Raw genomic sequence first — 19871 nt, forward strand, 5'->3', positions numbered from 1 at the left:
CAATGCAAGAAACTGCTTTTTTCCAACTCTCTACCACCTCAGCGATACTGCTGCTGGTTGGCTTCTACGGCGCCACCTTTCTCCTGTCTTTGTTGATCCGCGAGAAAAACGAAAATGTTGATGGCTTCATGGTTGCCAACAGCGCAGTCGGCTTCGGTCTGTCCAGTGCGAGCATGATCGCCACCTGGATCTGGGCAGCCTCGTTCTATGCCAGCGCCACCTCAGGCTTTAAATACGGTTTGTCGGGGCCGCTGCACTACGGCTTCTGGGGTGCGCTGATGATCCTGTTCATCTATCCCTTTGGTAAACGCTTTCGCCAGTTGGCGCCCAAGGCGCACACCTTGGCCGAGATCCTTCATGCCCGGCACGGCACTTCCAGCCAGATGATCATGGCGGTATCGAACATCGTCGGCAGCTGCATCAGTCTGATGGTTAACTTCACTGCAGCCGGTGCCCTGGTGTCGATGCTCAGCCCATTGTCTTTTATTCAGGGGGTATTGATTGCCGGGTTTGGCGTGTTGTCCTATACGCTCTGGTCCGGGTTTCGCGCCTCGGTGATGACCGATTTCGCCCAGTTGGTGGCGATGATTCTGGCGGCAGTCATCATTATCCCGCTGATCTTCTTTAACGCCGGTGGCCCCGATCTGTTAGCGGCCAACGTGTGGCGACTCGACGCGGAACAGGCCAGCTTCTACTCAACCAAGGCCATTCTCGAACAAGGTGCGCCGTACTTCGTCGCGGTACTGGCCTATGCGATTGGCAACCAGACCATTGCCCAGCGCTTGTTCGCCGTACGCGAAGACCTGATCAAGCCCACTTTCCTGATGGCCACTCTTGGCTATGGCGCCATTGTCATTGGCCTGGGCATGCTCGGTCTGTTGGCGCTGTTCACCGGCCTGGAACCGGTCAATGGTGATATGAACAACATCATTGCGCAGATGGCTTCGCAGTACCTGCCACCGTTGGGCATTGCCTTGCTTTTCATTCTGGTGATTGGTTCGCTGTCGTCGACCGCCGACTCTGACCTGGCGGCACTGTCAGCCATCGTCATGACCGATGTCTATGGCAAGAACCTCGCCAAAGGCCGCCCGGACCCGCGTCGCATGTTGTGGTGGGGGCGGGCGACGATGGTCATCGCCACGCTGTTGGGTGTGATCTTCGCCAGCCTGCAGTTCGATATTCTGGTGATGCTGGTGTTCGTTGGTGCGTTATGGGGCGCTATCGTCTTTCCGGTCATCGCCAGTTGCTACTGGGATCGGGTCGATAACCGGGCATTTGTCTGGTCGGTATTGCTGGCGGTGCTGCTGTTCAGCGTGGTGCGCTTCGAGTTGGTTGCCATCGAAGGGGTGGTGGCGGTGTTCTTTGAGGCCTGTGCGGCGGTAGGTGGTGCTGTGGTGCTGGGGCTGATGACCTTCGGTTTCTTCGGGCGTCGAGCGGCACTCGCGGTGGGCGCGTTGGCGCTGGCAGTCATGCTGCCGTTTTCTATTGGCACCTTGCGCGAGTACATCGTACTGCTGAGCTCACTGACGGCTTATGGCGTTAGCACCATGGTTTGTGTGGCGTTTAGCCTGCGCAATCAACAACGTTTCGACTTCACCGTGCTGGCAACGCGGGTGACCTCGTTCCAACATGAACAGTCCGCGATCAAAGGAGAAGCGGTATGTGGTTAACCCTTTATTTCCTGGCCTGGCCGGCCATTTCCCTGGTGGTGTTGCTGGTGCTGTTAGTGACCCTGTGGCGAGATCTGCGCACAGCCCGCAAAAACGGACAGGCGATGATTTGACTCATCGCCTGTCCGGTTCAATCGAGATCTGCCGCTGCGTGCCGCTCCGCTACCTGGCTGGCTTCATCGCCCCAGGTGCGATTCACCCGTAAGCCGCGAATCACCGCAGGGCGCTTGGCAATTTCTTGCGCCCAGCGCTGTACATGGGTGTATTCGTGCACAGCGAGGAACTCACCGGCCGAATACAGCTTGCCCAGTGCCAACTGACCGTACCAAGACCAGATGGCGATATCGGCGATGCTGTACTGGTCGCCCGCCAGGTACGTGCTTTCGCTGAGGTGGCGGTCGAGCACATCCAGTTGGCGCTTGGCTTCCATGGCGAAGCGGTTGATCGGGTACTCGAACTTTTCCGGCGCGTAGGCATAGAAATGCCCGAAGCCACCGCCCAGGTAGGGCGCAGCGCCCATTTGCCAGAACAACCAGTTCAAGGTTTCGGTGCGCTTGGCCAAATCCTTGGGCAGGAAGTGGCCGAATTTTTCTGCCAGGTACAGCAGGATCGAGCCGGACTCGAACACGCGAATCGCAGGTTCCACGCTGCGGTCGAGCAGCGCCGGGATTTTCGAATTGGGGTTGATCTGGACAAAGCCACTGGAAAACTGATCGCCTTCGCCAATGCGAATGAGCCAGGAGTCGTATTCGGCTCCGGTACAGCCGAGGGCCAGCAATTCCTCAAGCAAAATGGTGACCTTTACGCCATTGGGGGTGGCCAAGGAGTAAAGCTGCAAAGGGTGTTTGCCAACCGGGAGCGCCTTGTCATGGGTCGGTCCGGCGACGGGTCGGTTGATGTTGGCAAATTCGCCACCCGACGGTGCGTCGTGTTTCCAGACCTGAGGCGGGACATAGGGTGTTTTGCTCATTAAACGAACCTCCTGGTGCGCGTGATGTGCTGTGGACGAGTGTGTGCAACAGCATAACCTTGGCGACAGCCTCAGAGGCAAATCAATCGTGGCGCAGCTGCAAGGTGCTGAGGATGCACACCGAAGCATCGCTTGCAGGTGTGGCGTCGGAGTAATCCACCTGGTTGTAGACGCCACCGTGGAAATTGAAGGTCCGTGTCTTCCAGCTGGTGTCCAGTTGCAGCGCACCGGTGCTGGCGCTGCTGCCATTGCACTTGGCGGTAAGGGTGAGGGCACCGCTGCCAGTGACTTCGACAGTGACCTGGAAAAGGGCGCCAAGGGGCACATTGTTCAACAGGGTGATGCTGGCCGGCGAGGCCTGGTTGAACGACTGACGAAAGCCGTAGCTGATCTTGCCCTTGTTCCAGAACACCTTGAGCGGCGGGCTGTCGTCATTTTTGACGTGCAACTGCGAGATCACCACCTTTTGCGCATGGTTGACCTGAGTCAGGGTCATGACCTGGTGGTTGCGATGCTCGTCAGCGCTGTCCAGTGCCCAGTACACCGGTTCTTTCCATTCGCAGCGGGTACGGTGGGTGCTTTTGCTCGAGGCGCCTTTGGTCGGTGCAGTAAAGCGTACCGAGCCATCGGCTTGGGTGGCGATCACCGCTGGCAGACGGTCCAGCGCTTGGGCGCCGCTGAGTTCCAGCGCTACCGGGTCGGTACTGGATTTAGGTACCGGGGTAGTGATGATCAGGTTGTTGATATTGACGGTCATGGAATGTTCTCCTGAACAAGCTTAGGGCGTAATTGCCAATGAGGCGCGACAAAATGTGTCGCGCCTGCCATTGAAATTAGCCTCAAGCTAAATTTTCGTCAATAAAAACAGCTAAATTAATTTAGCTTAAGTGGTACGTCTGGTAGCCTATGGGCTGCCGGTCAGAGGAACCAGCGATACTCTCGGGCGCTGATGTCCTGCAGAAACGCCAGGTGGTCTTGGCGCTTGTTCTCGCAATAGACCATGACGAATTCGCTACCCAAGCGCTCATTGACCACCGGATGCTGGCGCATGGCACTGACAGCGGTAAGCATGTCCTTGGGGAAATCGATGCCGCTGTTGCGGTCTTCATTGAGCGGGGGAATCGGTTCGCAGGCGGCATCGAGCCCATGCTCCATACCGCTGAGGATCGCCGCCAACACCAGATAAGGGTTGGCATCGGCGCCGGCCAGGCGATGTTCAATGCGCAGGTTGCGTGGGTCAGACTCTGGAATGCGAATGCACGCATCGCGGTCCTCATAACCCCAACTGGCACGGCTGGCCGCATTGACCATGGCGCCGTAGCGGCGCATGGCGTTGTGGTTGGCGGCGAAGATCGGCATGCAGTGTGGCAGCACTTCCAGACAACCGGCCACGGCATGGCGCAAAGGGCGCTGGTCATCGGCGGCCAGCAGGTTGTTGCCCTCCTGGTCATAGAGGCTGACATGCACGTGCATGCCGCTGCCAGGTGCCTCCAGGTACGGCTTGCTCATGAAGCTGGCGCGCATCCCATGCTTGAGCGCCACGCCACGGGTACTGCGGCAGAACAGGGCGGCCCAGTCGGCAGCGCGCAAACCGTCATCGCAGTGGCCGAAGTTGATCTCGAACTGGCCAGGGCCCAGCTCAGCGGTGATGACATTGGCGTCGACGCCTTGCTCATTGGCCGCTTCGACCATCTCGCGCAGCACATCGGAGTAACGTGACAGGCGCTCAATGTGCATGTTCGGCTGGTCGTCGGGGTCACCCGTGAACGGATCGCGGGGGAATTGTGGCAGGCCTTCCTTGAGCGCACGGTCGAACAGATAGAACTCCAGTTCGAACGCCACCACTGGGCGAATGCCGCGACGTTCCAGACGTTGCAGAACCTGAGCAAGCACTTCTCGCGGTTCGAACTCGATGGGCGCATGGGTGCCGTCGGAGCTGATCAGCATCTGTCCCAGTGGCTGATTCTCCCAGCGCACCGGCTTGAGCGTGCCCGGGATCAGGCGCCGCGGAGCGTCCGGATCGCCATCGTGGAAGCAGTAGTCAGCGATCGGGAACAGACCGCCCTGAACGCCCAGCAGTACGCAGTTCTGTGGCAGCTTCAAGGGGCTGCCAGCGGCGACTTTTTCAAGCATGTCGATGGGGTAGCGCTTGCCGTAGAAATGCCCGGGAATATCCAGGCTGATCAGGTCTACATAGCGTACCTCGGGAAATCGAGTACGAAACTCACGGACTTCAGTGAGCAGATCGGGGAAGCTTTTTGTTGTTGTCATCGATTGCGATCCTGCAGCGTGGTTCAACGGAATACCCAGAGCACCCGGGTGGGATGCTCGGTCAGGTTGGCGTAGCGAAACTGGCTGTGTGGCGGTAGCTGGAAGCTGTCATTGGGGCCCAGGGTTACTGGCTCAGGGCTATCATCGAGCCACAGGCTCAACTGCCCTTCGAGAACGAAGCCGCCTTGTTCGGAGCTGTCATCCAGGTGGCCTTCGCCGCTGCTGGCACCGGCAGCCAGATGGCTTTCAAGCATGGAAAAACCGCCAGTGAGCTTGGGAGAGACCAGTACGTCGGTGATACCACCGGCGTAGTAAAGCGTGCGCCGCTCGCCGGGACGGGTAACCCAGTCCAGCTCCCGCGGCTTGCTCAGGTTGTAGAAGTAAGTGGTGGGCACATCCAGGGTTTCACTGATGGCGGTCAAGTCGGCGACGGTGGGGCGCGACAGGCCGCGCTCGACCTGGGACAAAAAGCCCACCGAGCGGTCGATGCGTTGGGCCAGTTCACCCAGCGTCAGGTTGCGGTGCTTGCGCAGGTCACGGATCAGGATCGCCAGGCCTTCGATTTCATCCTGCATGTCCATGGAGCTGTCCTCTTCAAAGGTTGTCGCGCAGGCGGTACCAGGCTTTGGCCGCCGCTTCCAGCGGCGCCGCGAGGGCGTCACCGCCGGGGAAACGGCCGTTGTCGATGGCCTGGTACAACGCCAGCAAATCGTTGTCGCCGAGAATGGCATCGCTGACCGCGCGGGCGCCGGCCAGGGTCGGCAGTACGCCATGCCCGGAGAAGCCCTGCAACCAGTAGCGTTGACCGCTGCGGCCGATGTCCGGGGTGCGCCGCAGGCTGCAGTCGATATGCCCGCCCCAGGCGTGCTCGATGGCAACGCCACGTAATTGCGGGAAGGCACGTTCCAGCACCGGCCGAGTAGCCGCTTCGACGTCTTTTGGAATACCACCCAGATAGGTGCAGCCACCGCCAAACAGCAGGCGGTGATCCGGGGTCAGACGGAAATAGTCGGGAACGAACTGGTTGTCGATCACGCAGCTGTTATGCGGCAGCAGCGATTGGGCCAGCGCTGGGTCCAGGGGCGCGGTGGCCACCTGGTAAGAGCCGACTGGCAGCAGGCGTCGCGAGAGATGTCGGTCGAGCTTGTCGATGTAGGCATTGCAGGCCAGCACCAGCACGTCGCTGCGGACTTCGCCGTGCTCGGTACGGGCGACAAAGCCGTTGGCGGTCTCGCGGTAATCGAGCACACGGGTCTGTTCGAACAGGCGACCACCGGCCGCTTCGAGTGCCGCGGCCAGGCCCTGAGCCAGTTTCAGCGGGTTGAGGTGAGCGCCTTCTGGGTCATAGAGCGCAGCCTGATAACGTGGGCTGGCAATCCACTCGGGCAGCGCCTCACGTTCAATCAGTTGCAGTTTGTCATAGCCCCATTTTTCGCTGGCCTCGCGTTGGGCTTCACGCAACATTCCGACCCGTCGTGGCAGTACCGCAGCCCACAGGCTGCCAGGCCGGTAATCGACATCAAAGCCATGCCGCGCGGGAAGTTCACGCAGCTCTTGAGCCGCCCAGCACATGCTGTCCCACAGGCGCCGGGTACGCTCAAGGCCCAGTGACTTTTCCAACGGCGGCATGTCGCATGACCAGCCCAGCAGCGCTTGTCCGCCATTGCGCCCAGAGGCGGCCCAGGCCACGCGGCTGGCCTCCAGCACGGTTACCCGCTTGCCGGCCAGGGCCAGACGCAGGGCGGTGTGCAAGCCACTGAAACCGGCACCAACAATCAATACCTGCGTGTCCAGACCCTCATGCAGGGTAGGGCGCAACGGGATGACGCCGGGGTAGGTGCGGGCGTAGTAGCTGTCGACATGCTGGGCGGATTGCTTGAACATGGCGGGTCTCGTGAATTTTTATTGGTATATTTTCATGAAAAGTTACCAGATAAATTTCACGGAACCAAGCTCGGCGTTTTTTACAGGCGTCGAGCGTTCCACACCAACAGCACCCGCGCCTGGATATGCAACTTCTCCAGAGCAGCACCTTCGATCATCAGCGCGGGGTACAGCGGATTGTCGGAAATCATCCGCAAACCGCCGCCGGTCATGCGTTGCAGGCGCTTGACGAAGAGGTCGCCATCGAGGCTGAAAACGTAGATGGCATCGGTACGCACCTCGGTGATCCCGCGGTCGATCAGCAAGGCATCGCCGTCATTGAAGGTGCCGGCCATGCTGTCGCCGTCGCCGCAAATGACTGCAAGATTGTTCAGGCTGGAAAAGCTGATGCCTTGGCCACGCAGCCAGTCCTGGTGCACGGTCAGGTCGCGAATCACCTCGACATGGCTTGGCGGCGTGTTGCCTGCGCCCATGGAGCCGCGGATGTCGAAATGCGGGATGGTGACAAACCCTGTGAGGGCGCTATTTGCTATCGGTACGCCGTGGTGCGTCGGCGCATCCTCTTGCAACACATCCATCCAGCCCGGCGTCAAACCTTCGGCCGTTTCGATGCGCCGCGCCACCTCGTCGCCAAGGTTTTTCTCGGTCTTTTGCGAAAGGATCTGGCTCAGGTGGGCCGGGCTGATCCCCCAGCGTTCGGCGCAGCTTGCCTTACGTTGGCTGCCGATCAGACGGAGCAGGTTGGTCTTGCGGATGCTGTGAATGTTCATGGGCGCCGGAGCCATTATTTAGCTATGTGCTAAACAGGCTAAACCAAAAGCGCCCAGGGACAAAACCACTTACTGCACCTGAAGTGTCGCGCTGCGGGCTTTGACCAAGCGCTGGCGCAGCAGGTCGTAAGCCCAGTTGTAGGCCATGGTGTAGGGCAGCATGAAGACGAAGAAGCCGATCTCCAGCATGAATGCCTCTACCAGCGACAGGTTAAGCATCAGCGCGGCAATCGGTACGCCGATCAGCACAAAGCCGATCTCGAAACCACTGGCATGCAGGGCCCGGACCTTGATGCTGCGCACCAACCGCTCAATGGGCCAGAGCCGGTCGAAGAGGCTGTTGTAAAGCATGTTCCAGAGCATCGCTACGGTCGACAGCACCACCGCCAGGGTGCCGACTTCAAGCATCGAACGATTGAGCAACCAGGCGCCGATTGGCGCACAGATCAGTACGGCAATGGCCTCGAAGCCCACCGCGTGAACAATGCGCTCGGCGAAGGATTTAGTGGACGTGATCATGACAACACCTGAAAGGTTAGTTTCGATGGGGTGATTGTCATCGCTTTTTTGCTTATGTTAAAAATGGATTCCATCGATAAAAGCGATACACCCATGCGTTATTCTCCAGAAGCATTGCAAGCCTTCGTCGAAGCGGTTGCCCTGGGTTCGTTCTCGGCGGCGGCGCGCAAGTTGCGCAAGAGCCAGTCCACCGTCAGTGCCGCCATTGCCAACCTGGAGGCGGACCTGGGCGTCAGCCTGTTCGACCGCCAGGCCCGACACCCAGTGCTGACGCAAGCTGGGCGCAAAGTGCTCGGCCACGTGCAGGAGATTCTCGCTGCCAGCGAGCGCCTGGATGAATTGAGCATCCGCCTGGCCGATAACGTCGAGCCTCGCCTTACCTTGGTCCTTTCGGATATGTATCAGCTCTCCCCTGGCAACCACGTCATGCATCAATTCGAGCAGCGTTACCAGGATATCGAGCTCGAATGCATGATCGCCGAGGCCGGTGATGTCTTGAGTTTGTTGCAGAGTGGGCGCGCGCACCTGGGGTTGTTGGCGGCACAAGCGAACTACCCACCAGACATCGGCGCACGACGATTGCCCAAGCAAGCGCAGATGGGCATTTTCGTTGCCCGTGAGCACCCTTTGGCGGCGCTGGCACAACCGACCCAGGCGAACCTGGCCAGTCATCGCCAGCTGTACCTCAACACCTACACCGACAGTGAGAACAAACCCCAGGGGCGAGTCTGGTCGGCACCCGATTACCTGTTGCTGTTGGAAATGACCGAACAGGGCTTTGGCTGGGCCGAGTTACCCTGTGGCCTGGTGCAGCAATATGGCCACGGTCAGTTGGTGGAGCTGGTGTTGGGCGGATGGCCGCGACCGATTGCAGTCGACGCGGCCTGGTCGCGGCTCAACCCACCTGGGCCGGCGGGGTTGTGGTTGTTGGATTGGCTGTCTCGCGAGCAGTAACAGGCCTGCGGTATACCTGCACGCGGTTACGCCCTTGATCCTTGGCCGCATACAGGGCGCTGTCGGCCATCGACAGCAGGCGCGACAAGTCATGTTCGCCGGCGCTGCTGGTGACGATGCCGATGCTGACGCTGAGTAGCCCGGGCTCGAACGTCGATAATCCATGGAAGCTGTTGCAGATGCGCTGGGCGACTTGCAGGGCTTCCTGTTCGTCGGTGTTGCTCAGCAGGCAGGCGAACTCTTCACCACCGATTCGGCCGAACACATCGTCCTGGCGGATGCTCTGGCTGGCGACCTGCGCGAAGGCAATCAGTGCCTGATCGCCAAGCTGATGACCATAGGCATCGTTGAGCCGTTTGAAGTGATCCAGATCGCACAGCAGTAGCGTCGCCGGTGCTTCACGCCGGGCGCATTCACTCAGCCGCTGCGCGCCGCGTGACATGAACGCGCGGCGATTGCCGATACCGGTCAGTGGATCGGCATAGGCTGCGGCCTTGAATTTCAGCTCGGTGCGTTCGCGCACCATGGCCAGGGTCACATAGGCGATGGCGATGGCGTAGAGCATCGACTCGAAGAGCATGAAGGCGAAAAAAACCGTACCGCGCCCAGCGCTGGCCAGTGCGTGTTCCAACGACACACCTTGGTCGGCAACGCTGCGCACGGCATAGAACCCCGCGTGCGCCAGGTTCAACAGCAGGGCAGGCAGATAAGCTACTTCCAGACACTTGCGGTTGCGCCACAACTCGAACACCGACAGGCTGGCGTAACTGGCAGTGATCAGCGAGTACAAGGTCACGCGCAAGCCAAGGTCGGCGTAGAAACTCGGCGTCAAAGCCCATAACAACCAGATCAGCGCGCCCACGCCGATGCCAGGCAGGTGTGCCGCTCGACCGCCAAAAACCCGCATGGCCGTCCAGTTCAGCGCCGCACCTAGCAACAGGATGATATTGCCCAGCACCAGGGCGATGCAGTCAGGCACTTGGCCACGCAGACTGACCAGGAATGCGCCCAACGCGGCGAACATCAGCATGCCGCCCAGGTAACCCAAGGTCTGCTCGCGGGTGCCGCGACTCCAGGCATGCAGGGTCAGCAGCCCCATCAGGCTGAAGATGAAAATTGCCACCAGCAACAGGGTGGGGATGCTCAGCAGCACGTGTTTCGCTCTCCATGCGGCCTTGCGGCCAGCCGGCCAGTGCCGGTTTTTCAGCGGCATGCTAGCGGAGCAGATGCTACTTTGCCAGCACTGAGGGCGTGCTTGGCGCAGCAAAATGACAAGGGTAAAGACTGCTACCGTGAACTGACTCGCGCGTTCAGTCGGTTCGAATTCGGTACCTAGGGCCAGACAAGATGCGTGGGTGCGCCACATTCTTGCACCTGCGCGTCGCATCGATTGTGGCGGGCTGGCGGCCTGCGGTATGAGTACAGTAACTGCCGTCGCCCAAGAGCGGCAGATCACAAGGAAAGCTCCCCCAATGGCATCTCTGAAGAATGCGATCTCCCTGGCGTTGCTGGTCTTGGCCGCGCCCCTGGTCAATGCCCAGACGACCAACGCTCAACCCGTCGCCGTGCACTCCAACCTGTTGCTCGATGCGGTGGCCTGGCGCCAGACCGCCGCGGAATTCCGTGCCCTGTACTACCAAGGCTTCAACGTCGCCAAAGCGCGCCTGGATCAGGCCCTGGCCGAGCAGAAACCGGGTGACAAGAAGCCAGCGATCATCAGCGATATCGACGACACCATTCTTAGCAGCAATAGCTACTGGGGTTTTCTGATTGCTCAGGACAAAGAGTTTTTTGATGATGCGGCCTGGGATCGTTGGGTCGCCGACAATGGACCGACGCTGACCCCGGGAGCGCTTGAGTTTCTTGAGTATGCCAAGTCTCGTGGGGTGGAAATCTTCTACGTCTCCAGCCGCGACCAGGGCGACAAGACCTACGAGTACGCGCTGAACAACCTGCGCAAGCACAAGGTGCCCTATGCCGATGAGGCGCATGTGACCATCCTGCGCGAGAGTTCGAACAAGGAGCCGGCGCAACACAAGGTCGCCGAGCACTACAACGTAGTGCTGATGCTGGGCGACAACCTCAACGATTTCGAGCGCAGTTTCTACGTCGACAATGTGGACCAGCGCGCCCAATTGGTCGATGACAAGCGCAGCAAGTTCGGCAGCCAGTACATCATTTTCCCTAACCCCACTGACGGCCATTGGCTCAAGGCAATCTTTGGCGAATCGGAGCCTGCCGACACTCCGGCAAATCGCGCCAAATTTCGTCAGGCGGCCGAACGGGGCGGTTGGCAACCGGCCAACTGAGCGCAAAAAAATCCCGACGGCTGCAAGGCTGTCGGGATTTGCTGTTGAAGCCGTGAGCGCTACTCAGGCGCGCCGGATGTCGAACTGCAGCCCGGCGGGCGCATCCAGCAACTGCCCGCGGCGGACCATCCGCCGCTCGGCCGGGGCCGCGGCAACGGCAGCAGCGCCATTGTCGGCCTTGAGCACAATAAAGGTCGCGTCGTTGCCCACCTTCAACCCGTAGTCGTTTTTCTCCATGACTGCCGCACCTGCCGAGGTGGCCATGGCCAAGGCTACATTCAGATCTTCATCGCTGTAGAAGCCTGAGCGATAGCCGATCAGCATGGCGCGCTGGAGCATGTCAGCATTACCGTAGGGCCACCAGGCATCGCGAATATTGTCATTACCGGCAAATACGTTCACCCCGGCAGCGCGCAGGCGCAGGATCGGTGGGAAGGCATGATCACCGGGGGCATTGGTCATGATCGAAACCCGCGCTTGGGCAAGGCTTGCGGCGATGCGCTCAAGTACCGCTTCAGGCACCTGGCCAAGGGCATAGGCATGACTGACACTCACACGCCCCTGCAGGCCGGCGGCGCAGGTGCGTTCGGCGATCCGTTGCAGTTGTTCAACACCTTGCAGGCCTGGCTCGTGCAAATGGATGTCGACCTTCACGCCATGGCGCTCGGCAATCCCGAAGACCACATCCAATTGCCCTTCGGCGTCACCGTCGAGGGTGCTCGGGTCGATGCCGCCGATCACTTCGGCGCCGTCGCGGATCGCAGCTTCCAGCACATCTGCGGTACCCGGGCAGGACATCACTCCGGCTTGTGGAAAGGCTACCAGCTCAATGTCGACGATACCGCGCCATTTCTCCCGCGCCTCCATCACCGCATGCAGGTTGTTCAGGCCGGTGCTGGCATCGACATCGACATGGCTGCGCATGGCCACGGTGCCGAACGACACCGCCTGGGCGATCAAGGCACCGGCGCGCTCGACGATCGAAGGGGCGAGGGCCAGTTCATGCTTTTCCACGGCCAGGCGCTCTCGCAGGCTGCCGACTGATTGGTGCGGATGCCAGCGGTCGCCGACAAAGCTCTTGTCCAAGTGGATATGGCCGTCAACGAAGCCGGGCAGTAACAGGTGCCCGCCCAGGTCAATGCGTTCTACACCATCGAGGGGGCCGAGGTCGGCACCCAGGCGAGCGATACGGCCATCGACGACGGCCAGGGACAGTGGGCTGCCGTCGGCAGCGACGGCATTGACGAATACGCGATCAAACATTTCACGACCTCTTGGGGGAGGCTGCACACCCTACAAAAAGCCTGCGGCTATCGGCCAATTAAATATCGGGATCGATAGCAGTGGTTTTATGAATGCAGGTGAAAAGTTGCTCACCTCATCAGCCAAGCAAATGCTTGAGTGGATGGTAATCGGCCTTCAGCGACTGTGCGGCCTTGAGAATCGCTTCTTCGATACCCCGCAGGTGGGTGCAGACCAGTTCGATAGCGGCCGCCTGATCGCCGGCTTCGAGCAGCTCGATAAGGCGCAGGTGCTCGTTGCCACGGCAGGCTTCGTGGCGTTCGTCATCAAGGGTCGAAGCGTACAGCGAACCGCGTTCGATCAGTTTGCGAAACCAGTCCATCAACACCGGGTTGTCGAGCACCTCGGCCAGGCGCAGATGGAATTCGCCCAGTAGGTGCACATAACGGGCGTGGTCACCGGCATCGGCGGCGGCTTCTTCTTCGGCCACATGCAGGCGCAACGGCTGCAGCAGGCTCTTGTCGGCGCGACGGCAGAGCTCGGTGACAATGCCGATCTCGATCAGGCGTCGGGTTTCGAACACCGATCGGATGTCCTCGTCGCTGGGCAGCGATACCCAGGCACCTTTATTCAGCTCGGTGGAAACCAGGCCGTCGCCTTCCAATTGCTTGAGTGCGGCACGCACCGACGTGCGGCTGACCTTGAACAACTCCGCAAGCGAGGACTCACCCAGTTTCATGCCGGGGCGCAGGGTGCGTTTTCTGATCGCCTCATGGACCCCGAGATAGACGCGCTCTACGGTCGATGCGGGGAGTTTTTCCGTCATTGCCAGCTCCGAGATTCCTTGATGGGCCAAGCATGCCGCAAATCCGCGGTGACCAAAAGTTTCAGGAGAAAATTGATCGCTGACACCTGCATGGGCTTTGGCATTAATTGAGCCCATATTTTCTATGGTTTTGTGTGCATTGGTAGCACTCAAGTGCATACATGTTTGCGTTATACGTTACCCGTTTTCTCATCAGTAACGCCTGTCAGGTTGACCATTTGGTCAGGTTAATAAGCATAAACGCCTGCCTGATCAATTTTTTTATCTATATAAATCAAAGGTATATTGGTATCAATCAGAAATTTCTGGATGCCGATCGGAGCCTCTTTGGCACACATATTGTTCTTCTGAAATCGTAATACAAAAATTGTATGCAATCTTTGTATGCATCGGCGTCCAGGCGCCGACAGCGGTCCCAACTCTTCAAATCCAACAATAATGTGCTGTAGCACCACAGGCGCTGCAGCAGGAGCCCGGGGAACATGCAATTGGATACTTCCAAACCTCTGGATACCGCGTACCTGTCACCTGACCCAGTCGTTGCAGCGTCCGGGCCAGGTCACAGTAGCTTGAGCCCCAAGCTGCACAATGCTGACCTCGCCCCGACCAAAGCTGCCGGTCGACGCTGGGGGGGGTACAGCATCTTCGCCTTGTGGACCAACGATGTGCACAACATCGCCAACTACTCCTTTGCCATGGGCCTGTTCGCCCTCGGCCTGTCCGGCTGGCAAATGCTTGCAGCGTTGGCGGTCGGTGCGGCGCTGGTGTACTTCTTCATGAACCTGTCCGGCTACATGGGGCAGAAAACCGGGGTGCCATTCCCCGTCATCAGTCGCATGAGTTTCGGTATCTACGGGGCGCAACTGCCGGCGATCATTCGTGCGGTGATCGCCATTGCCTGGTTCGGTATTCAGACCTACCTGGCCTCGGTGGTGCTGCGGGTGTTGCTGGTGGCGGTGTGGCCGCAGCTGGCAAGTTTCGACCACAACACCATCCTTGGGCTGTCCAGCCTGGGCTGGGCGAGTTTTGTCGCCATCTGGTTCGTGCAGTTGGTGATTCTGACCTTCGGCATGGAGATGGTGCGCAAGTACGAGTCCTTTGCCGGCCCGGTGATTCTCTCTACCGTGCTGGTACTGGCGGTGTGGATGTACGTGCGGGTGGATGGCAACCTGGCCTGGTCGGTGGGTGAGCCGTTGACTGGCGTCAAGATGTGGACTCAGGTATTCGCCGGCGGTGCGCTGTGGCTGGCTATCTACGGCACGCTGATCCTCAACTTCTGCGACTTCGCCCGTTCTTCGCCGTGCCGCAAGACTATCCGCGTCGGCAACTTCTGGGGCCTGCCGGTGAACATTTTGGTGTTCGCGGTGATCAGCTTCGTGTTGTCCGGGGCGCAGTTCAGCATCGATGGCACGATCATCGACAGCCCGACCCAGATCATCGCCGCGATTCCTGACAAGACCTTCCTGGTCCTGGGTTGCCTGGCGTTTCTGATCGTCACCGTGGCGGTCAACATCATGGCCAACTTCGTCGCCCCAGCCTTCGTACTGTCGAGTCTGGCCCCCAGCCGCCTGAACTTTCGCCGCGCCGGCCTGATCAGCGCCACCCTGGCGGTACTGATCCTGCCCTGGAACCTCTACAACAGCCCGCTGGTGATCGTTTACTTCCTCTCTGGGCTGGGCGCGCTGCTGGGGCCGCTGTACGGGATCATCATGGTCGACTACTGGCTGATCCGCAAAGCCCAGGTGCATGTCCCGGACCTCTACAGCGAGGCTGTCAGCGGTACCTACCATTACACTCGTGGGGTCAACTACAAAGCTATCGCCGCTCTGGTGCCTTCAGCTATCGCGGCGGTGTTACTGGCGCTGGTCCCGGCCTTTAGTGACCTGACGCCGTTCTCCTGGCTGTTCGGCGCGGCAATTGCCGGTGGCGTGTACTACCTGATTTCTGATCGCAATAAACATTACGTGGACTGTTCCGGCGAGCACTTTGCCGTCGACAGCGCCCAGCACTGAGCGTCACGCACAAGGAACTGACTGATGAGAATACTGGTAGTCAACGTCAACACCACGGTGTCGATCACCGAAGCCATTGCCCGTCAGGCGCGTAGCGTGGCCTCGCCGGGCACCGAGATCGTCGGCCTGACCCCACGCTTTGGCGCCGAGTCGGTGGAGGGCAACTTCGAGAGTTACCTGGCCGCCATTGCCGTCATGGAGCGGGTACTGACCTACGACCAGCCGTATGACGCGGTGATCCAGGCCGGTTACGGTGAGCATGGTCGCGAAGGCTTGCAGGAACTGCTTAATGTACCGGTGGTGGACATTACTGAGGCGGCGGCCAGTGTTGCCATGCTGTTGGGCCACAGCTACTCGGTGGTCACCACCCTTGATCGCACCGTGCCGCTGATCGAGGATCGCTTGAAGCTGGCGGGGCTGGACAGCCGTTGTGCCTCAGTGCGCGCCAGTGGCCTGGCGGTGCTGGAACTGGAGGAAGATCCCGAGCGGGCAATCGAGGCGGTGGTGTTGCAGGCGGAGGAGGCGGTGCGATTGGACAAGGCCGAGGTGATCTGCCTGGGTTGCGGTGGCATGGCTGGGCTGGATGAGCGCATCCAGGCGCGCACCGGTGTGCCGGTGGTGGATGGCGTGACAGCTGCGGTGGCCTTGGCCGAATCGCTGGTGCGCCTGAAGTTGAGTACCTCCAAGGTGCGTACTTACGCACCCCCGCGGCCCAAGCAGATTGTGGGCTGGCCACGCGCGTTGCTCGGCTGATCAGTGCCAAACACGCCAATACCCCGGGTGCAGGGGTATTGGCGTTCAACTCAGCGGCGCAGTTTCGCGCAGTGATCCTGTTCCGGTTGTGCTGCCGTGTACCACACGTAATCGGCACGCTCGGCGGTCACCGTCTTGCCCACTTCGGCCAGAATCAACACCTGATTACCCTCACCAGCACCCAGGTCGCTCAAGTGCAGCGGCACGCCCAGATCCTTACGCACATGGAAGGCACCGGCCAGCAACAGCGCAGGCGTTGGTGCTGCCAACAGACGCTCGGCCATGCGCCGGTCGCGCTGTTGTTGCACGGCAAGCATGGCCGGCATTTGCGACTCGGGTAACAGCCCGCAATGGGACTGGCGAATATCATCGAGCAGTGTCGCTTGAACCTCTGGGCGCGTCGACGCCGAGCCTTCGAGCACGGGGCGCTGTTTGTAGATCTGCATGATCTGCGCCCGGTTGAGGTTGGCTGCCAGCAATGGATACGGCTGACGCAGGGCGTAGGTGACCAGTGGCCCGTACAAGCTCCAGTCCCAGTTGGCCTGCCAGGCCAGGGCCTGGAATGGATCGCTCGGCAGTTGGCCGGCACGGGTCGCCGCTTGTGCTGCATCCACCTTTTCTTGCTGATCGGGGTTGACCATCTCCATCAGTAAACTGCCCTGTGGCCGCTGGCTGGCCAGCTCGCGCAGCAGCCACAACTGGACAGCGTGGTGATCAGGGTTGTCGTGTTGTTCGCCGACCAGCACCCGTGGTGCCGTAGCCAGGCGTTTGATCAGTTGTTGTGGCGTGAGAGTACGGCCGGTGGCCAGTTCGCGGATCATTCCCAGTTCGGCATGGTCGCGCCCTTGTGGGGCGATCGGTGCCGGGGGTGGCAGTACCTCGTGGGATTGACAAGCCGCCAACAGGCTGAGCAGGCAAAGCAGCAGAACACGCATCGGGATTCCTTGCTAGAGAGTTGCCCCTCGCTCAGCGCCGAGCGAGGGGGAAATGGATCAGCGGGCGATGATCAAAGGGTGGCCACGTTCCGGGTGCTGGTGAATGAGCACTTGCAGCCCATACACCTGCGCCAGCGCATCGGCGGTGAGTACTTCAGCCGGTGGGCCATAGGCGTGTGGCAAGCCGTCTTGCAACAACAGTAGTTGATCGCAATAGCGTGCGGCCAGGTTCAGGTCGTGAAGGATCACCAGCACCGCCGCGCCACGTTCGGCGAAGTCGCGCACCGCTTGCAAAATGGTGTGTTGATGCAGCGGGTCGAGCATTGAAGTCGGTTCGTCGAGCAACAGCGTCTGCCCCTCGGCACCCGGCCAGAGCTGGGCCAGTACCCGCGCCAGGTGCACGCGTTGGCGTTCACCGCCGGACAGTGCCAAGTAGCTGCGCTCGGCCAGGTGCAGGGCGTCGGCAGCTGTCAGCGCTTCAGTGACGATTTCGCTATCGCGCACGCGGCCGCTGGCATGTGGCAGGCGCCCCATGCCCACCACTTCGGTGACCGAAAAGGCGAAGTTCAAACTTGAACTCTGCGGTAGCACTGCCAAGCGTTTAGCGCGCTCCTGGCCAGGCCAGTCGGTGAGTTGGCGCTGTTCAAGGCTGACGCTGCCTTCGGTAATTGGCAATTCGCCGCACAATGCCGCGAGCAGGGTACTTTTGCCGGCACCGTTAGGGCCGAGTACGCCGAGCACTTCGCCCGGGCGCAGCTGGATACCGATATTGGCCAATACAGTGCGATTGCCGCGTCGAACCAACAGGTTGTCTGCTTCAAGCATCAGGTGCGCCCTCGTACCAGCAAGAACAGGAAGAACGGTGCACCAATCAGCGCGGTGACGATGCCGATCGGCAATTCAGCCGGAGCCAGCAGCAAACGGGCGATCAGGTCGGCCATCAACAACAGACCGGCACCGGCCAGCATCGAGGCGGGCAACAGAACGCGATGATCGGGACCGACCAGCAAACGCATCAGGTGCGGTACCACCAGGCCGATAAAACCGATCAAGCCGGCCGCAGCAACGGCGGCACCGACGCCCAGGGCGGTGCACAACACCAGTTCAAGCTTGATCCGCTCGACATCGAAGCCCAGGTGGCGGGCCTCCGATTCGCCCAGCAGCAGCGCATTGAGTGCGGCTGCCCGGCGCGGCAACCATAAGGCCACGCCGACGACCACAATCAATAATGGCCACAAGCGCTGGTAACTGGCACCGTTGAGGCTACCCAGGTTCCAAAAGGTCAGGGTGCGCAGGGTGGCGTCATCGGCAAGATAAGTGAACAGACCAACACCCGCGCCGGCCATGGCGGTCATCGCCACACCCGCAAGAAGCATCGTGGCGACGTTGGTTTGGCCGTTGCTGCGACCGAAGCGATAGACCACCGCGGTGACGATCAGGCCGCCAGCAAACGCGCAGACTGACAGCACATAGGGCTCGATTGCTGGTGGCAGTCCACCGAGCAGGCTGCCGCCAACGATAGCGATGGCTGCGCCCAGCGCAGCGCCACCGGAGACGCCGACCAGGCCAGGATCGGCCAAGGGATTGCGAAACAACCCCTGCATGGCCACCCCGGACAACGCCAGCACCGCACCGACGGCGATGCCGAGCAAGGTGCGGGGCATACGGATCTGACCGAGGATCAGATCCGCCTGGTGTGCGACATCGCCATCAAGCCCCATACCAAGCAAGCGTAGCCCGGCCTTCAGCGTATCAGCCAACGGCAGGCTGACGGGGCCCAAGGCCAGAGACAGCCAGACCACCATCATCAGCACCACACCCAGCACCAGCAGCATGGGCCGTGGGCGGACAATTGCCGTCATTGGCTTGCCTCGGCACTCAACGCCTTGGCCTTCGGATAGAAGGCCATGGTCAATGTTGTCAGCGTATCCGGCACCCTTGGTCCCAATCCACCGATCAACAGGGTCGGATCGATTACCTGCACCCGACCGTTACGACCGGCCTGGGTTTGCGCCAGTAGCGGGTTTTGCTCGAGCAGTGCGGCGCGCGCCGCGTCACCTTGCAGACGGCCACCGGCGAAGAGGATCACCTCGGGGTCGAGGGCCAGCATGGCTTCACTGGACACCGGCTTGTAGCCACTGTGCTCACCCAGGCTTTTGCCGCCAGCTTGCTCGATCATCCAAGTGGCCAGGGTGTCCTTGCCAGCCACCTGCAGATTGCCCCCGGAATGGCTAAGCAGCATCAGTACCCGTGGTGCCGGGTACTGTTGCTGAGCCTGTTTGACCGCTGCGGCCTGCTGCTGCAAGCGCTGTTGATAGTCGGCAAGCAGCGATTGTGCCTGCGCCTGCTTGCCCAGCAATTGGCCTAACGTTGTCAGGTTGTGCTGCAGGGCTGGTAGGTCAGCCTTGGCCGACAACAACGCAATGCGTACACCCGACGCCTTGAGTTGCTCCAGCACCGGAGGCGGTCCCATTTCGTTACTACCGACCAGAATGTCTGGGCGTAAAGCCAGGATGCCTTCGGCCGCCAGCTGGCGCTGGTAGCCGATAGCAGGCAGGTTTTGCAACGAGCGTGGGTACTGGCTGGTGCTGTCGACACCGACCAGTTTGCTTTCGCCACCCAGGGCAACCACCCATTCGCTAAACGCACCGCCAGCACTGATCCAGCGCTGAGGCAAGGTATCGCTGGCGCTGGCCATCTGGCTGAACAGCATGCCAGCGCAGGCCAGGAGGATTTTCTTACGCATCAATGTGATT

General features: G+C 60.4%; 20 protein-coding genes. 6 read left to right on the forward strand and 14 right to left on the reverse strand.

Features of this window, described 5'->3' with window-relative positions:
- The first annotated feature begins 2 nt into the window (after positions 1–2).
- On the forward strand, positions 3–1670 hold the full coding sequence (locus tag ACQRAX_RS15490) for a sodium:solute symporter family protein (RefSeq protein ID WP_412039543.1): 1668 nt from the start codon (positions 3–5) through the stop codon (positions 1668–1670).
- Positions 1661–1783, forward strand: coding sequence for a putative transporter small subunit (locus tag ACQRAX_RS15495; protein WP_412039542.1), 123 nt, complete (start codon positions 1661–1663; stop codon positions 1781–1783). Before ACQRAX_RS15490 ends, ACQRAX_RS15495 begins: the two co-directional genes overlap by 10 nt.
- A gap of 17 nt (positions 1784–1800) precedes the next feature.
- Here ACQRAX_RS15495 and yghU read toward each other — a convergent pair whose 3' ends face one another.
- The 7 genes from yghU to ACQRAX_RS15530 form a co-directional block, all read right to left on the reverse strand.
- Positions 1801–2640, reverse strand: a complete 840-nt coding sequence (gene yghU / locus ACQRAX_RS15500) for a glutathione-dependent disulfide-bond oxidoreductase (RefSeq protein ID WP_412039541.1) — start codon at positions 2638–2640, stop codon at positions 1801–1803.
- Between the two features lie 82 nt (positions 2641–2722).
- Complete coding sequence (locus tag ACQRAX_RS15505; protein ID WP_412039540.1) at positions 2723–3397, reverse strand: polysaccharide lyase family 7 protein; 675 nt, start codon at positions 3395–3397, stop codon at positions 2723–2725.
- Positions 3398–3558: 161 nt separating this feature from the next.
- On the reverse strand, positions 3559–4911 hold the full coding sequence (locus ACQRAX_RS15510) for a glutamine synthetase family protein (RefSeq protein ID WP_412039539.1): 1353 nt from the start codon (positions 4909–4911) through the stop codon (positions 3559–3561).
- 23 nt (positions 4912–4934) lie between these two features.
- Positions 4935–5492: a helix-turn-helix domain-containing protein gene (locus ACQRAX_RS15515; protein ID WP_412039538.1), complete on the reverse strand. Its 558-nt coding sequence runs from the start codon at positions 5490–5492 to the stop codon at positions 4935–4937.
- Between the two features lie 13 nt (positions 5493–5505).
- Entirely contained in the window at positions 5506–6795 is a 1290-nt protein-coding gene (locus ACQRAX_RS15520; RefSeq protein WP_412039537.1) for an NAD(P)/FAD-dependent oxidoreductase, read from the reverse strand.
- 80 nt (positions 6796–6875) lie between these two features.
- Positions 6876–7565: a S24 family peptidase gene (locus ACQRAX_RS15525; RefSeq protein ID WP_412039536.1), complete on the reverse strand. Its 690-nt coding sequence runs from the start codon at positions 7563–7565 to the stop codon at positions 6876–6878.
- Between the two features lie 69 nt (positions 7566–7634).
- Positions 7635–8084: a multidrug/biocide efflux PACE transporter gene (locus tag ACQRAX_RS15530; protein ID WP_412039535.1), complete on the reverse strand. Its 450-nt coding sequence runs from the start codon at positions 8082–8084 to the stop codon at positions 7635–7637.
- A 93-nt stretch (positions 8085–8177) separates the two neighbouring features.
- Between ACQRAX_RS15530 and ACQRAX_RS15535 the strand changes: the two genes are divergently transcribed.
- Positions 8178–9038, forward strand: coding sequence for a LysR family transcriptional regulator (locus ACQRAX_RS15535; RefSeq protein ID WP_412039534.1), 861 nt, complete (start codon positions 8178–8180; stop codon positions 9036–9038).
- Here ACQRAX_RS15535 and ACQRAX_RS15540 read toward each other — a convergent pair.
- On the reverse strand, positions 8980–10191 hold the full coding sequence (locus ACQRAX_RS15540) for a GGDEF domain-containing protein (RefSeq protein WP_412039533.1): 1212 nt from the start codon (positions 10189–10191) through the stop codon (positions 8980–8982). The two genes, ACQRAX_RS15535 and ACQRAX_RS15540, sit on opposite strands and share 59 nt — an antisense overlap.
- A gap of 319 nt (positions 10192–10510) precedes the next feature.
- Between ACQRAX_RS15540 and ACQRAX_RS15545 the strand changes: the two genes are divergently transcribed.
- Entirely contained in the window at positions 10511–11347 is an 837-nt protein-coding gene (locus ACQRAX_RS15545; protein WP_412039532.1) for a 5'-nucleotidase, lipoprotein e(P4) family, read from the forward strand.
- 63 nt (positions 11348–11410) lie between these two features.
- Here the strand turns inward: ACQRAX_RS15545 and ACQRAX_RS15550 are convergent, their stop codons facing one another.
- Both ACQRAX_RS15550 and ACQRAX_RS15555 read right to left on the reverse strand, forming a co-directional pair.
- Positions 11411–12610, reverse strand: a complete 1200-nt coding sequence (locus ACQRAX_RS15550) for an amidohydrolase family protein (RefSeq protein WP_412039531.1) — start codon at positions 12608–12610, stop codon at positions 11411–11413.
- Between the two features lie 118 nt (positions 12611–12728).
- Positions 12729–13415, reverse strand: coding sequence for a GntR family transcriptional regulator (locus ACQRAX_RS15555; RefSeq protein WP_412039530.1), 687 nt, complete (start codon positions 13413–13415; stop codon positions 12729–12731).
- A 482-nt stretch (positions 13416–13897) separates the two neighbouring features.
- On the opposite strand from ACQRAX_RS15555, the gene ACQRAX_RS15560 reads away from it, so the two are divergent.
- Positions 13898–15427, forward strand: a complete 1530-nt coding sequence (locus tag ACQRAX_RS15560) for an NCS1 family nucleobase:cation symporter-1 (protein WP_412039529.1) — start codon at positions 13898–13900, stop codon at positions 15425–15427.
- Between the two features lie 24 nt (positions 15428–15451).
- Positions 15452–16180 (forward strand): aspartate/glutamate racemase family protein, encoded by a 729-nt coding sequence (locus ACQRAX_RS15565; protein WP_412039528.1) that lies wholly within the window; start codon positions 15452–15454, stop codon positions 16178–16180.
- Between the two features lie 50 nt (positions 16181–16230).
- Here the strand turns inward: ACQRAX_RS15565 and ACQRAX_RS15570 are convergent, their stop codons facing one another.
- Genes ACQRAX_RS15570 through ACQRAX_RS15585 form a run of 4 tightly spaced genes read right to left on the reverse strand, consistent with a single transcriptional unit; the run spans position 16231 to position 19861 of the window.
- Positions 16231–17115 carry a ChaN family lipoprotein gene (locus ACQRAX_RS15570; RefSeq protein WP_412039527.1) on the reverse strand — a complete coding sequence of 295 codons (885 nt, stop codon included), beginning with the start codon at positions 17113–17115 and terminating at the stop codon, positions 16231–16233.
- A 57-nt stretch (positions 17116–17172) separates the two neighbouring features.
- Complete coding sequence (locus ACQRAX_RS15575) at positions 17173–17940, reverse strand: heme ABC transporter ATP-binding protein (RefSeq protein ID WP_412039526.1); 768 nt, start codon at positions 17938–17940, stop codon at positions 17173–17175.
- Entirely contained in the window at positions 17940–18923 is a 984-nt protein-coding gene (locus ACQRAX_RS15580) for a FecCD family ABC transporter permease (protein WP_412039648.1), read from the reverse strand. Before ACQRAX_RS15580 ends, ACQRAX_RS15575 begins: the two co-directional genes overlap by 1 nt.
- A 50-nt stretch (positions 18924–18973) precedes the next feature.
- Complete coding sequence (locus ACQRAX_RS15585) at positions 18974–19861, reverse strand: heme/hemin ABC transporter substrate-binding protein (protein WP_412039525.1); 888 nt, start codon at positions 19859–19861, stop codon at positions 18974–18976.
- Between the last annotated feature and the right edge of the window lie 10 nt (positions 19862–19871).

It is taken from the genome of Pseudomonas sp. UM16 (genome assembly GCF_050312595.1).
Taxonomy (GTDB): Bacteria; Pseudomonadota; Gammaproteobacteria; order Pseudomonadales; family Pseudomonadaceae; genus Aquipseudomonas.

What these genes read in the sequence shown, in the direction of transcription:
- ACQRAX_RS15490 (WP_412039543.1), top strand. Translation starts at nt 3, where the DNA reads ATGCAAGAAACTGCTTTTTTCCAACTCTCTACCACCTCAGCGATACTG.
- ACQRAX_RS15495 (WP_412039542.1), top strand. Translation starts at nt 1,661, where the DNA reads ATGTGGTTAACCCTTTATTTCCTGGCCTGGCCGGCCATTTCCCTGGTG.
- yghU (WP_412039541.1), bottom strand. Translation starts at nt 2,640, where the DNA reads ATGAGCAAAACACCCTATGTCCCGCCTCAGGTCTGGAAACACGACGCA.
- ACQRAX_RS15505 (WP_412039540.1), bottom strand. Translation starts at nt 3,397, where the DNA reads ATGACCGTCAATATCAACAACCTGATCATCACTACCCCGGTACCTAAA.
- ACQRAX_RS15510 (WP_412039539.1), bottom strand. Translation starts at nt 4,911, where the DNA reads ATGACAACAACAAAAAGCTTCCCCGATCTGCTCACTGAAGTCCGTGAG.
- ACQRAX_RS15515 (WP_412039538.1), bottom strand. Translation starts at nt 5,492, where the DNA reads ATGGACATGCAGGATGAAATCGAAGGCCTGGCGATCCTGATCCGTGAC.
- ACQRAX_RS15520 (WP_412039537.1), bottom strand. Translation starts at nt 6,795, where the DNA reads ATGTTCAAGCAATCCGCCCAGCATGTCGACAGCTACTACGCCCGCACC.
- ACQRAX_RS15525 (WP_412039536.1), bottom strand. Translation starts at nt 7,565, where the DNA reads ATGAACATTCACAGCATCCGCAAGACCAACCTGCTCCGTCTGATCGGC.
- ACQRAX_RS15530 (WP_412039535.1), bottom strand. Translation starts at nt 8,084, where the DNA reads ATGATCACGTCCACTAAATCCTTCGCCGAGCGCATTGTTCACGCGGTG.
- ACQRAX_RS15535 (WP_412039534.1), top strand. Translation starts at nt 8,178, where the DNA reads ATGCGTTATTCTCCAGAAGCATTGCAAGCCTTCGTCGAAGCGGTTGCC.
- ACQRAX_RS15545 (WP_412039532.1), top strand. Translation starts at nt 10,511, where the DNA reads ATGGCATCTCTGAAGAATGCGATCTCCCTGGCGTTGCTGGTCTTGGCC.
- ACQRAX_RS15550 (WP_412039531.1), bottom strand. Translation starts at nt 12,610, where the DNA reads ATGTTTGATCGCGTATTCGTCAATGCCGTCGCTGCCGACGGCAGCCCA.
- ACQRAX_RS15555 (WP_412039530.1), bottom strand. Translation starts at nt 13,415, where the DNA reads ATGACGGAAAAACTCCCCGCATCGACCGTAGAGCGCGTCTATCTCGGG.
- ACQRAX_RS15560 (WP_412039529.1), top strand. Translation starts at nt 13,898, where the DNA reads ATGCAATTGGATACTTCCAAACCTCTGGATACCGCGTACCTGTCACCT.
- ACQRAX_RS15565 (WP_412039528.1), top strand. Translation starts at nt 15,452, where the DNA reads ATGAGAATACTGGTAGTCAACGTCAACACCACGGTGTCGATCACCGAA.
- ACQRAX_RS15570 (WP_412039527.1), bottom strand. Translation starts at nt 17,115, where the DNA reads ATGCGTGTTCTGCTGCTTTGCCTGCTCAGCCTGTTGGCGGCTTGTCAA.
- ACQRAX_RS15575 (WP_412039526.1), bottom strand. Translation starts at nt 17,940, where the DNA reads ATGCTTGAAGCAGACAACCTGTTGGTTCGACGCGGCAATCGCACTGTA.
- ACQRAX_RS15580 (WP_412039648.1), bottom strand. Translation starts at nt 18,923, where the DNA reads ATGATGGTGGTCTGGCTGTCTCTGGCCTTGGGCCCCGTCAGCCTGCCG.
- ACQRAX_RS15585 (WP_412039525.1), bottom strand. Translation starts at nt 19,861, where the DNA reads ATGCGTAAGAAAATCCTCCTGGCCTGCGCTGGCATGCTGTTCAGCCAG.